This window comes from Candidatus Absconditicoccus praedator (assembly GCF_021057185.1).
In the GTDB taxonomy this organism is placed as follows: Bacteria; Patescibacteriota; Gracilibacteria; order Absconditabacterales; family Absconditicoccaceae; genus Absconditicoccus; species Absconditicoccus praedator.
Genome location: NZ_CP054059.1, coordinates 582,187 through 595,536, shown reverse-complemented (window position 1 = coordinate 595,536; position 13,350 = coordinate 582,187). Strand labels below are relative to the sequence as shown.

Below are 13,350 nucleotides of genomic sequence, written 5' to 3'. Positions count from 1 at the left end.
TTATTATATACTTTTATGAATCATTCTAATACTACTATAGAGCCTTTGCTAGAGAATAGTATAGAAAATTCTTGGAATGATGGAGATTATATTAGATGTTATAATTTGGTAAGATTTTGATTAAGCCAGTTTCCTGATAATGAAATGATAAATTTATATAATAAAAAAATATCAAAAATAGATATTCAAAAAGAATATTTCAAGTACTTAAATTTTGTATATTGAAGATCTAAGTTAATATTGGCGTATGAAATATTAATTATATTATTTTTTGTAAGTTTTTTGTTAGACTACTTTTCTGATGTTTACTGAAATGCAGAGTTAATAATTATTATATTATTTTTATTAATAGTAAGATCTTTTGGAATAATTTTAATAAAATATTTTGAGACAAAATTATATATTAACTCTATAAGAAAAAAGTTTTAATTTTATAAAATATTTTCAGTTATTCTTAATAACTTTTTAGTGCCTTTATTCTGTCTTCTACAGTAGGATGAGTTGAGAAAAGTTTGTGTAAAGAACTTCTTACTCATCCTATTTTTTGTTTTTGTAAAGGATCTTCTATACACATGTTTGAAATATTTTCATCTTCTAAGCTTGCAACATTAGGTTTTCCTGATATTTTTTCCAAAGCTGATATCATAGCATAGTTATCTTTAGTTAATTCTACAGCTCAAGCATCAGCAAGATATTCTCTTTTTCTAGAAACTGCAAATTTCATTATAGGATAAACTATGCTTCATATAATCACTAAGGCAAGTCAAATAAAAAATAGTACAGCTTTTGCTCTTGCATCTCATCTTCTTGAAAAAACAAGACTTCTAAAAAGTATATATCATATAGTAGAAACAGCTCATATAAATATTACTATTACAGTCATTATAAGGTTGTCTTTATTTATAATATGAGAAAGTTCGTGTGCTGCTACTGCTTCTATTTCTTTTCTATTTAGATTTTGTATAAGTCATCTTGTGAAAACTATCCAAGAATTTTTGGGATCTCGTCATACAGCAAAAGCATTCATTCATTTATCTTCTATTATTCATATGTTAGGAGTAGGAAGTCACCTGGATATGCAAAGATTTTCTACTATGTTGTAAATTTCAGGATCTTCTTTTCTTGTAACTTCTCTGGCGCCAGAAAATTTAAATAAAATTTGTTTGTGAAACCAAAAACTTATCAAAAGCCAGATAAAAAGAATTGGTCATAATATATAAAATGTATATATAGTTTCTTGAGTTGGCTCAGGAGAGCCCAACAATAAAAATACCATATATATAGCTATAAATAGTATTATAGGAAAAAGTATTATCAAAACTATGGTTCTAAATCTGTTAGACCAGATGCTAGACTGTATTCCTGCATACATTTTTTAAGTGTTTTTTATTTAAAACTAACTTCTGGTGGTTGTTGTAGTTGTTCTCTATCTTCTACTTCGAAATATTCCTTTTGATTGAATCAAAACATTTTTGCAACCATATTTGATGGAAACATTTCTACATAAGTATTTAGTTCTTTAGTAGAAGAGTTGAAATATCTTCTAGCAGCAGCAAGCTTGTTTTCTATATCTGACATTTCAGACTGAAGCTGTTGGAAGTTTTGGCTTGCTTTTAGATCAGGATAATTTTCTGATACTGCAAATAAAGATTTTAATGCTCATTCTAATTGATTACCTGAATCAACTTTTTCATCTACAGTGTTGGAGTTAAGGAAAGAAGTTCTTGCCTTTGTAACATTTTCAAGAACATCTTTTTCGTGGTTCATATATCATTTAACTGTTTCAATAAGTTGAGGTATCAGATCTGCTCTTTGTTGAAGTTGTACATCTATATCTGCGAAACTATTGTCTCTGTTGTTTCTTAGTGTTATAAGCTTATTGTAAAGGTATATTGTATAAACAATAAAGAAACCTACTATTCACAATATTATTATATCCCTTGTTTCCATTTTTTATAATATTAATAATTTAAATATATTATCAAACTCACTTACTAGATTGAATTATCTTATCTATAAGTCAGTATTTTTTGCTTGCTTCTGCAGACATGAAGTTGTCTCTGTCAACATCCTTTTCTATTTTACTTACTTTTTGTCAGGTATGACTAGCAAGTATTTTATTTAATGTTTTTCTTGTTTGAAGAATATGATCTGCATGTATTTGAATGTCTGTTGCCTGTCATTCAATTCATCACAAAGGTTGATGGATCATTACTTCACTATGAGGTAGTGCAAATCTTTTTCATTTTGTACCTGCTGTAAGCAATACAGCTCACATACTTGCTGCCATTCATATACATACTGTAGCTACGTCACATTTTACATACTGCATTGTATCGTATATGGCCAATCCTGAACTAACTACTCAACCAGGAGAATTTATGTACATTATTATATCTTTGTCTGGGTCTTGTTTTTCAAGAAATAACAATTGTGCAATTATACTGTTTGCCATGTTTGGTTCAACTTGGGTTCATACAAAAACAATTCTATCTTCAAGAAGTCTAGAATAAATATCATAAGCTCTTTCTCAAGTATTTGTCTTTTCAATAACTGTAGGTATGATCATATAAGTTATTTAAATTTTAAATTATTTTTAATGTTTATTAATTCATAAAAAGCCAATTTTGTAAAGTTTATTATGTTATCATAATGTTTTAGATTATTTATAATTAAACTACAAAACAGCAAAAATAATATAAATATTTTGTGATTAAATTCAACTTGAAATTAGCGCTTAAAAAGTTATCTTTTTGTTAAGTTTTACAATTTAATATAAGGAAAATAATGAAAAAAATTGTTGTATTGTTTCTTTTGGTTTTTTTATGAAATTTTGTGTCTGCTTGATTTCAAGATGAAGCAACTGAATTAGAGAATAATCTTATTGACGATCTTGAAATGTCTGCTGATAAGACATTGTCTTGATATGATAGTCAAGTTGATGCTTTTAAGGATGATAAACAATTTGAAATTCTTGATGAATATGGTTATTTAAAATTTGATGAAAAAAGATCTGATTATTTGAATGATCTATTTGATCTAGAAGATGATATAGTAGATGATTTTTCTGATCTAAGGTCAGAAAAAAGAAGTATCGAGAGACAGTTGAATCGTTGAATGATAGATGAAGATGACTATAATGATGAAAAAGAAGATTTACAAGATTACAAAGAATACTTAAAAGACAGATATCAAGAGAAAATTCTTAATTTTTCTAAAGAATGAGTTGATCTGGTTGAAAGCTTGGATTGAATATATGAAGATACAAAAAAAGAAAATGAAGACCTGATAAATATGATAAAAAACAATATAGAGTCTTTTGAAGAATTATTGAATAAGTATGAGGATTTTGAAGATACTATAAGTAAAGTAAATGATATGTATGTAGGTGCGAATGCTGATATACATACTTTCATAAAAACAGTTGAGGAAAGAACTTCTGATAACCTTGAATCTTCCCTAGATAGACTTGCCAATGACTATTATTCTAGATATTCAAATCTTGAACCAAATGCTTGAGATGACATAAATGATCAGATAGATTCAATCATTGTTAGATACAAGTCAAGGTTGAATGATTATTTTGAGGAAATTATTGAAGCTTTTTATAGTGAAGCAGACTATGAAAATATAAAAGATGAATTCTTGTCTTTGGAAAGTGACATTTTTGATAATTGAAAATACAATTATAAAAATATAGAAAAACTTGATCTGGATAAGGTGGATGATATTATTGCAGATATTTCTTATTTAAAGGAAGATATTGATAAAAGTCTTGAAAAATTTGATGAACCAGAAGATGACGATGATCTTAGGGAAAGTATGATATCAAAAGCTGAAAACTTCTACAACTCTCAACTGGATGAAAATAAGAAATCATTGGAAAGATTTGTAGAAAGAGAAAAAGAATTGATATGAGTTGAGTCATCAAGAGAGTTAAGGTTTTATAATGATATAGAAGAAAAAATAGAAAGTATGAAAAGTATGTCAGTTTCAGATAGGGTAGACAAGAAAAAGTCTATAATTGATGAAATTGAAGAAAAAATAGATGGTAGTATGGTTGATAAACAGTTACAAGAGTCTTTAAAAGAAAAAAGGTGGGAATTATATATAGATAGGATAGATGATATCATAAGAAGAGATGGTATGCTTAGGTTTACTGCTCAATATAGATGAATAGATGATACTTTATTAACTATACTTGAAAATATATCAGAAGAAGATGATAATTTTGAAGATAGATTAAAAGATGCTATTGAAAGTGCTAGATATATTCTTAGTTCTGAAGATATTACAGATCATCATAGGTTTGTTATTAAGAAAATCAAACAATCAATGTTGAGATATCTGTATACTTAAAATTTATTTGAGAATTTTTGTTGTTCAATTATAATTTTTTGATATATTTAATTATAAAAAACATATATGAAAAAAGCATTTACATTGATTGAAGTTTTAGTTGTAACTGTGATTATAGGCTCACTTTTTTTGATGGTAATAAATTTGTATTTTAGAATGATGGAAACAAGAGTAGATGTAGAAGCAAGACAATCACTTATAGACAATAGTTATTATATGCTTGAAAGAATAAATACACTGGTTTCAAATTTTACTATAGACTATGAGGAGTATTTTAATAGAAAAGTAGTGGGTTGTTCTTGAGATTGATGAGAGAATTTTTCTTGGGGTCAGGTTGGTGATAGATGATATTGTGATGATTTTACTGGTTATGGTAGTAAAAATTCTATAGATTGATATGATGAAGATTCAAATTGGCAGTTGTATTATTGTAGTAGTGATTTTGGTGATTCAAGTTCTGAGATAACAAACAATGAAGATGAATGATGAAATTATGTTTTTGAAGAAGATAATAGTTGAAGAGTTAGAGGTTGAGAATGATGTTGGAGAGAGGCTGATGAATGAAAACAATCATTTTGACAGTATGAAAAACAGTTTATGGATGTTTGAACAGATGTAAGTGGTGCTTGATGAATAGTAGGTGATCATGATGATCTAGATGTTTGATTGTGACCAATTTCTGTAGCGGACAATGAGAATACTCAAGAATTGTATTTGATATCTGATACTTGAGATGAAAGACTTTTTATTAGGAGGAAAAAAGTTGATAGCATGGATGATACCTGAAGGTTTGATAATTTAGAAGAAGATGATGATATTGCAAATTTATATACTTTGCAGATGTTGCGTCTAAGGTGATTTGATGCTGGTGAAGAACATGATTTTGATTCTGATGGGACTTATGATTGACAGATAAATACTTGGGCTTGTGATTACTGACAAGGATTTGAATGCAATTGAAGTGCTGTTGGAGATCCTTATAATAACTATAAACTTCCAGAAGATGAAGATGATGGATGGGTAAATATTTTTTGAGATGAAATCACTGTTACAGATTGGAATTTGGAGATATATCCTACAAAAGATCCAAATCTTTCTTGGAATGACGATGATACTCAGATAAATCCTTATGTAAAAATTAATCTTCAAACTAAATTATATGCTTGAGCATGGGCAGAAAGAATAAATCCTTCAATATTACAAGACTATCAGTTAAACCTTCAAACCACATTCAATATCAGGAGTAATTACTAAATTTTTATATACTTGTTTTTGATAACTCAGTCAAGTATTTTTCATACGCTTATTCAATATCATTGATATCTTAATATTATATATCATTTTTCTGGAAGATTATCAGTATTAACTTCTTCTTTATTTATGTCTTCTCTAAAAGCTATTTTTTGAGATAATTCATAATTTAGTTCTACAAAATTTTTGGTGGCTTTGTCTCATAGGATTGTTCATAATCAGTGTAAAGGTCTTAATCGATCCCTTCATGAGTTTATTTTGAAAATGGGTGTTCATATCTTTTCAAAATTTAGTTTATCTTTAATATCAACATACTCTGGACTAGTGACATAAACTTGATTTGTTGTTGATAAAAATAAATATTTTTCTCTATCTTCCTTGATTCAAAAAACTTGATATAAATAATCCCACACTTGTTTTTGTAGTTTTTCTGATATGTTGAGTTTGAAGGGATTTTGTGGTGTCAGTTTGTTTTCTTTCGGGTTGTATTTATTTTCTTTTGATTTTACTTTTTTTATTTTTGCTACAAAAAATCATCCTGTTTCTTGTACATGTGGCCAAAATCTAGCAAGTTTTGATGCTTGACTTTCATCAAATATTTTTTCTCATTCTATATGAGTTATTCATTCACTTTTTCATTGTATATTTGTTTCTTCCAGCACAAGATCTCACTCAAAAAAATCTAAAACTTTCTTTACATTTAATTCATTTTCATAAGGGTTAAGGGTGCAAGTTGAATATATAAGTGTTCATCATATCTTCAAGGCTTTTGCTGCAGAAACAAGTAGCTGAAATTGAGTTCAGCATATTTTATTTATTTCTTGTTTTTTCCAAGTTTTAAGAGAAAAATCTGATTTATAGCTTGTTCATTCTCAAGAACATGGTGCATCTACCAATACATGATCAAAACTATTTGGAATGTTTTTTCCAAAAGAAAATCAGTTTATAGATGTTATTCAGGTGTTATATATTCCCATTCTGTTTAGATTGTGTGCAAGGGATTGGGCTCTTTTTTTGTTTACATCATTGGCAACTACAAATCAGGGTTTTTGTCATTGAAAAAGTAAATAATCTCATATCTGAGTTGTTTTACCTCAAGGTGCTGCACTTATATCAAGAATTTTGTCTCATGGCTTTATATCAATTAGTTTGGCTGGTATACTTGCAGCTATTTCTTGTATATAAAAAAATCAACTAAGATGAAAAAATGTTTTTCAAAGAGCCAGAGAAGTATCATCTCTATCTATATAGAAATTGTCATAATTTTCTCAGTTTACTTTTATTTGAGGGGTGGTTAGCCTCCATCAAAACTCTTTAATAATTTCTTGAAACTTATTAGATTCTATTTTATTAATGTTAATTTTTATGCTTTTCTTGAGAGGTTTTTGACAGCATTCTAAAAAATAATCAATATTGTCTTTTCATATTATTTTTTCTATTTCTTGTATAAAATTTTTTTTGATTTCCATATTTGAGATTATTTTTAAAATAGAGTCTGATTTATATTAAAAATATTTGATTTTTCAAGCACCTATTGCAAAAATCTTTTTTAGTATTATAATATTAAATTAATTATTTTAGAATTATAATTTTATTTATCATGAAGCCATGTTTAGATTATGCAATTGATTATGTTACTTCTCATCCCAAAACTGAATATCAGTTAAGAATTCAACTTTTAAAGAAATGATATCATGAAGATACAATAGAAAAAACTATTAAATATATGAAGTCTCAAGATTTTGTAAATGATAAAAAATATGTAGAAATGTATTTGGATTCTGAATGTGTTAGTAAGTGAAAACCATTTAAAGTTGTTAAATCATGACTTATAAAAAAGTGAGTTGAAAAAAAGATAATAAAAGATGTTTGTTATAACATGGAAAAAAAGATCAAAAATTGAATAATAAAATGAATTAAAAAATCGATAAACTATCACAAAAAAAACTGAGAAAATTGATTTGATATTATAAGAAAACTTTTAGAAAAGTGATATAACCTTGAAGATATAAAAAGGGCGCTATAAAATTTGACAAAAAAAATATTTTAAGTAAACTTATGTTATATGTATTTAAAATATAAACAAAAATTAAAATGAGTGAAGAAAATAAGGATTTGACTCCTCAAGAAGATATTTTAGATGAGTTTTTAGAGGAATGAGAAGAGGAAGATGAGTCATCTAATAAGCTTTCTGATAAGCAGCTTAGACAAAGAAATAGAAAGTATAAGAATTTTAGTATAACAGCTTGATTTTTCCTTGTAATATTTGCCTTGTTAAGTCTTATTTTGTGGGGTATTAGTAGTTATTATTATTTAAGTGCTCAAGAAGATCTTACTCAAGAAGAGGATGATAGACTTGAATTAATATCTTCAACTCAAGATTATTATGAGATTGTCGTTTGATTTATTGATGATCAGATTTGAACAGATCTACTTTGAGATGATGATTTCGATGCTGAACTTTTAGATGTGTCTATGGAAAATAGGGAGAGAGAAGAGGTGCTTGATTTAATACAATCAACTATTGATGATGACGAGCCTTTCCTTGAAAAAAGAGACACTCTTGAAACTTTTTTATCAAACTTAATAGATGATGTAACTCAGGGTTCAAATATAATTACAGAGACTAGAGAAAATATATGACTATATGGATTTTTACCACAAGAAGTTGATGAATTGATTCCTGATAGTTCGGTACAAAGAGCATTACTATCAATAGAGTCAGTTAAATACTTCTCTGCATTAAAAGTTTTTTCTAATCTTGATGAATTTATAGATGATGCTGCTTATGAAAATCCTGAATGATATTCTTCTTCTAGAATGGAGGATTATTTAGTTTCTTTTGCAGAAAGGTGAGAAAGTGATGTTGAAAGATTTCTAGTAAATTGTTATTTGAATCCATTCGAAAACTCCGACTGTTCTCGTATATGAGATTTTGATGCATACTATAGTTGAGATGATTTAAATACAAATCTATATAAATTTGTAATGCAGCAATTACATGAAGAGTTGGAGTTTAGTGAGGTTCCTAAATTGTGAATTACTCTAAATAGTATGGATCATATTTATGATACTATTTCATTTGTTGTAGATATTAATACTTTTGATGAGGATAGAAATAGTCTTAGAGATAGATGACACTTAAATCCACATATATTTATAACAAGCACATTAATAAATACATTGAGGTGATCTCACTTCATATCAGGAGATCATATATGATTTGACTCTATAGAAGTTAGTGAAAGAGAGGTAACAATACAAGGTGTAGATATGATTGTTGATAACTCAAACTTTAGTTTTGATGTTCCAATTCAGAAAGCTGTAGAAAGTCAAGTATATGATTTTGTTTATGATAACTAAGTATATTTATATAAATAACCATACAAAAATGTTTAAGAAGCCAAATGAAGAAGAAAATAATCAAAATAATGATCAATTTGATTTTTCAAACATAGATCCAGATCAAGAAAATTCTAGTGAACCAGATAATTCTTCTAAAGAAAAAAAACAATTAGAAGATAACTGAGCTTATAATTTACAGGATAAAAAAGATGATTCCTTAGATTCAAATGGTTTCAATATTTGAGATATTGATCAGATTGAAGAAATAGAAGATAAAGATTTTTCTTCTGAATCTGATGAAAGTCAACTAGATGAATCTGATGAGAGTCAACTAGATGAGTTTGATGAAGATCAACTAGATGAATCTGATGAGAGTCAACTAGATGAGTTTGATGAAGATTATTCAGCTTCTAAAAAGGGTAAATTAACTGAAATAAAAGATAATCTTTTAAACAAAGAATATTTTAAAGAAAAATTTCAAAACTTTAGAGAAAATAAATTAAATAAAGAAGCAATACTTTGACTTTTTTCATATCTAAAAAGTGATTTAAGGCCAATGTTTTATGCTATTGCTTTCTTTCTTTTAATGTCTATTTTTACTACTTTATATTATTGATATTCAGCTTATTCAAATTATCAAATGTTGAATGAAAGAACAGATACTTTAAATTACTTGGATGATTACCATTGAATATTAATCCAGGACTTGGATTCTCTTGATTCTAGATATTTTCCTGATGATGTAAGTTCCTATGAAGACTTTGAGAAAATAGGGCAGATTGTAGATGTGTTTTATGAATTAGATCAAGATAGAGAAAGAATTGAAGATTATATGGATGAATTGCAGGCTCCTTATCATCACTTTTTAAATGATTTTTATTTACCTTCTTTGAATATTTGGCAAGAACCATTTTCGGAAGAAATAGATAAGGAACTTTTTGGTCAAAGATTTCTTGACGACAATCCTTATTTGGATACTAATCTTATAGATGAATGGTCAAACTTTTTTAGATATTTATGAGATCAGTTTGATGAGAATGAAGTTTTGAGTATTTCTATTTGAGAAATAGAAGAAACTGAGGATTGAGATTATTTCAGTATTCAACTTGATGTAGAGTTTGAAACTCCAGAAAGAAGAAATTTTTTGATGCTTGTTGATAGAATGTCTGTAACTTCAAATAAAAGAAACATATCATTAATTAATGATTTTACTTATAATTTATGGGAAGTTATAAAATCTAGCAATCCAGATTCTTTAAAAGAATTAGACTCAGAAAAAGAAATAAATAACAAATTATGAAAACTTTTCTATAATTGGATTGAAAATAATGAACAGCCTGACTTTATATCAGAAGAAATAATCCAGCAAGCAATAAATGAGTCAATATGATGTGATTCTTGAGATGATTGTTTTTATGAATTTAGGCAAACATTTAGAAATCTTCCATATCTTGCATATACAGTTTGAGATCCAAATTTAGATCAAGTGGATGAGTTAAGAAACTTCTATAAACAACTGCCTCCTTTAATTGGTTTAGAATGATTTAGTTTTAGAGACTTATCAGATTGAGCAGTTCAAGCAGATGAAATTTGATATATATGAGAAATTAGGATGAGAGTATATTGAGAAAATATATCTTCTTCAGAAGTAAATAATATACAAGAAGAACTTTGAAAAAATTGTTTTGGTGAATGATCAGCATCAGATATGAATTATGCTAATGCATCTTCAGTTGTTGAAGATAGAATAGATGCAGCAGCTGATGGCTCAATTGATTTAGATTCCCAGACAATTAACGATTATCATGATTTAATAGAAATATTGGATGATATATCTGAAAGATATTCTGATCTTATAAATTATGATCAAGCAAGGCATACATTTGAGATGTATAGAATGCTTAATGAAGCAGATTTGTGTGAATAGTAAAAATTTATATTTATAAATTTTGTGATATGGGTGATATAAATAATTATAAAAAAAATCTTGAAGATGCTATTGTTCAAACCGATACAGTAAAAATTTTTGATAATTTGCTTACTATGTGAGTAGAGATGTGAGCTTCAGATATACACATAGAACCATTTGAAAATTTTTCTAGGATTAGAATGAGAATAGATTGAGTTTTGCAAGAAATTATACAATATCCCAAAAATATTCAAGATAGTGTAATAGCAAAATTTAAAATAGAATCAGGACAAATGAGACCTGATGAAAAAAGACTACCTCAAGATGCTAGGGTTTCAACAGTAACATTAACAAATAAAGAAATTGATCTACGTGCTAATACTTTGCCAACTGTGCGGTGAGAAAAATTAGTTATGAGAATTGTTGATAAGTCCAAGAAGGTTCCACCTCTTGAAGTGATGTGAATAGAATGACTTAATAATGAGCTTTTGTATAAAAGCATTACAATGCCTAATTGAATAGTCTTAACTACTTGACCTACAGGTTCTTGAAAGTCTACTACTTTGTATGCAGCACTTAACTATATTAATACAGTAGATGTAAATATAACAACATATGAGGATCCGGTAGAGAATAAGTCAGATTGATTAAATCAATCTCAAGTAAGGTCAGATATATGATATACATTTGCTCAATGACTTAGGGCTGCTCTAAGACAAGATCCTGATATAATAATGGTTTGAGAAATTCGTGATGAAGAAACTTTGGAAATGGGTATGGAAGCAGCAATGACTTGACACTTAGTTTTTTCAACTATACATGCCAATTCTGCTGCAGAAACTATAACAAGAATAATTAACATGTGAGCTCAGCCATATATGATATCTGGTACTTTCAATTTAGTTATGGCTCAACGTTTGTGAAGAACAAATTGTTCCCATTGTTTTCAGGAAGTAAATGTGAAAGAAAAATTTCCAGAATATTATAAAAATGCAAAAGAAGTACTTGCTGGTATGCAAAAAGATCATATAAAAAGAGAAGTTGTTGGTAGATGAATAGATCAAGAAAAATGGTCAAAATTTGTGAATGAATGAGTATGATATGTTTGAACTTGAAAAGATCCAGAAACCTGAGATGTCTGTCCTCAGTGTTGATGAAGTTGATACAAATGAAGGATATGAATTTATGAGTTTATGGAGTTTGATGAGGAGATTAAAAATTATCTTACTCAATGAAAAACAGCTTTTGAAATCGAAAAAATAGCACTAGATAGAGGTATGATAAACTTGGAAAGAGATTGAATCTTCAAAGTTATTTGAGGAAAAACAAGTCTTGAAGAAATTTATAGGTTAACTAAACATAGAGAAAATTAATTTTTAAGTACTTAAAGATTTAAAATGGAGGCAGAAAAAATATGATTTATTGAAAAATTATTGATTAAATTAAACAAGCCAAAACTTGATAATAAGGTTGCTTTTTATAGGTTATTGGCTGTAACTCAAAATGCATGACTTTGAATAAGAGACTCTTTGGATGCAATATTAAATTGAGAGCAACATCCTTGAATGAGGAAAATAGTTGATGATCTTATAAGTCAAACAAGTCAGTGAACAAGTTTGGCTGATGCTATGGAAAATCACGCTTACTTTTTTTGACATGAAGAGATAGCTCTAGTGAAATCAGCTGAAACTATGTGAAACTTGCCTGATGTTCTTCAAAACCTGTCAGACGAATTAGAAAATTTTCAACAAATAAAATGAAAACTAAAATCTGCACTTATGTATCCAAGCGTAGTACTTGTTTTTACAGCAATAGCAGTAGTTATATTGTTGATATATGTGATGCCTACTATGGTAGACATGTTTCCAAGTGAAGAAGATCTGCCATGAATAACTTTATTTATGATGGGAGCTTCGGATTTTTTACAGGATTATTGGTTTCTTGTTTTATTGGGTGTTATATCATTGTGAGTGGGTTACAAAATGGCTTATACTTATTTGCTACCTTTTAAGATCTTTATGGATAAAGTTTTTTTGAAAGCTCCTATTGTGTGAAATCTTACAAGAAGTTTTAATCTTTATAGGTTTTCCAAGCTTTTATGAGATTTTTATAATGCTTGAGTTTGACCTACTGATGCACTAGAACAAATTTCTGAAATTTTGTCAAACTATCATTATAGTACTAAGATAAAAAATGTAAAAAATGATTTATCTTTATGACTTTGATTTGTAGAATCTATGGAGTGATCTTGGTTGTTTGATCCAATACTAATTCAGATTATTTGAATATGAGAAAATACCTGAAATGTGTGAGAAGTTTTGGAAAAAATATCATCTTTTTATAGAGATAATCTTGATCAATCTGTTGAGTGACTTATGAAAGCATTAGAACCTCTTATTATGGCTTTTGTTGCTATAGTAGTTTGAGTAATAGTAGCTTCTATATTCTTGCCAATGTGAGAATTGATATGAACAATTTGATAGTGT

Annotated in this window: 12 protein-coding genes; 8 read left to right on the top strand and 4 right to left on the bottom strand. The window is 27.8% G+C overall.

Features of this window, described 5'->3' with window-relative positions; genetic code table 25:
• The first annotated feature begins 15 nt into the window (after positions 1-15).
• The gene (locus tag HLG78_RS02930) at positions 16-429 is read left to right on the top strand and encodes a hypothetical protein (RefSeq protein ID WP_231176125.1); all 414 of its coding nucleotides are present in this window, start codon (positions 16-18) and stop codon (positions 427-429) included.
• Positions 430-454: 25 nt separating this feature from the next.
• On the opposite strand, the gene HLG78_RS02925 is transcribed toward HLG78_RS02930, so the two are convergent.
• The 3 genes from HLG78_RS02925 to clpP are packed head-to-tail and all read right to left on the bottom strand — an operon-like array spanning position 455 to position 2,569.
• Positions 455-1,372, bottom strand: a complete 918-nt coding sequence (locus HLG78_RS02925; protein ID WP_231176124.1) for a M48 family metallopeptidase — start codon at positions 1,370-1,372, stop codon at positions 455-457.
• Between the two features lie 14 nt (positions 1,373-1,386).
• A complete protein-coding gene (locus tag HLG78_RS02920) occupies positions 1,387-1,950 on the bottom strand; it encodes a LemA family protein (RefSeq protein WP_231176123.1) in 564 nt (187 codons plus the stop codon).
• A gap of 28 nt (positions 1,951-1,978) precedes the next feature.
• Positions 1,979-2,569, bottom strand: a complete 591-nt coding sequence (gene clpP / locus HLG78_RS02915; RefSeq protein ID WP_231176122.1) for an ATP-dependent Clp endopeptidase proteolytic subunit ClpP — start codon at positions 2,567-2,569, stop codon at positions 1,979-1,981.
• 218 nt (positions 2,570-2,787) lie between these two features.
• Here clpP and HLG78_RS02910 point away from each other — a divergent pair, with 218 nt between their 5' ends.
• Positions 2,788-4,359, top strand: coding sequence for a V-type ATP synthase subunit I domain-containing protein (locus HLG78_RS02910; RefSeq protein WP_231176121.1), 1,572 nt, complete (start codon positions 2,788-2,790; stop codon positions 4,357-4,359).
• 66 nt (positions 4,360-4,425) lie between these two features.
• A complete protein-coding gene (locus HLG78_RS02905; RefSeq protein WP_231176120.1) occupies positions 4,426-5,613 on the top strand; it encodes a type II secretion system protein in 1,188 nt (395 codons plus the stop codon).
• On the opposite strand, the gene HLG78_RS02900 is transcribed toward HLG78_RS02905, so the two are convergent.
• Positions 5,610-7,079: an NOL1/NOP2/sun family putative RNA methylase gene (locus HLG78_RS02900; protein ID WP_231176119.1), complete on the bottom strand. Its 1,470-nt coding sequence runs from the start codon at positions 7,077-7,079 to the stop codon at positions 5,610-5,612. The two genes, HLG78_RS02905 and HLG78_RS02900, sit on opposite strands and share 4 nt — an antisense overlap.
• A 131-nt stretch (positions 7,080-7,210) precedes the next feature.
• On the opposite strand from HLG78_RS02900, the gene HLG78_RS02895 reads away from it, so the two are divergent.
• The 5 genes from HLG78_RS02895 (at position 7,211) to HLG78_RS02875 (ending at position 13,347) form a co-directional block, all read left to right on the top strand.
• The gene (locus HLG78_RS02895) at positions 7,211-7,636 is read left to right on the top strand and encodes a regulatory protein RecX (RefSeq protein ID WP_231176118.1); all 426 of its coding nucleotides are present in this window, start codon (positions 7,211-7,213) and stop codon (positions 7,634-7,636) included.
• A gap of 68 nt (positions 7,637-7,704) precedes the next feature.
• Positions 7,705-8,973 (top strand): hypothetical protein, encoded by a 1,269-nt coding sequence (locus tag HLG78_RS02890; protein ID WP_231176117.1) that lies wholly within the window; start codon positions 7,705-7,707, stop codon positions 8,971-8,973.
• 28 nt (positions 8,974-9,001) lie between these two features.
• Complete coding sequence (locus HLG78_RS02885) at positions 9,002-10,882, top strand: hypothetical protein (RefSeq protein ID WP_231176116.1); 1,881 nt, start codon at positions 9,002-9,004, stop codon at positions 10,880-10,882.
• Between the two features lie 29 nt (positions 10,883-10,911).
• Positions 10,912-12,237: a GspE/PulE family protein gene (locus tag HLG78_RS02880; protein ID WP_231176115.1), complete on the top strand. Its 1,326-nt coding sequence runs from the start codon at positions 10,912-10,914 to the stop codon at positions 12,235-12,237.
• Positions 12,238-12,261: 24 nt separating this feature from the next.
• The gene (locus tag HLG78_RS02875) at positions 12,262-13,347 is read left to right on the top strand and encodes a type II secretion system F family protein (RefSeq protein WP_231176114.1); all 1,086 of its coding nucleotides are present in this window, start codon (positions 12,262-12,264) and stop codon (positions 13,345-13,347) included.
• Positions 13,348-13,350: the final 3 nt, after the last annotated feature.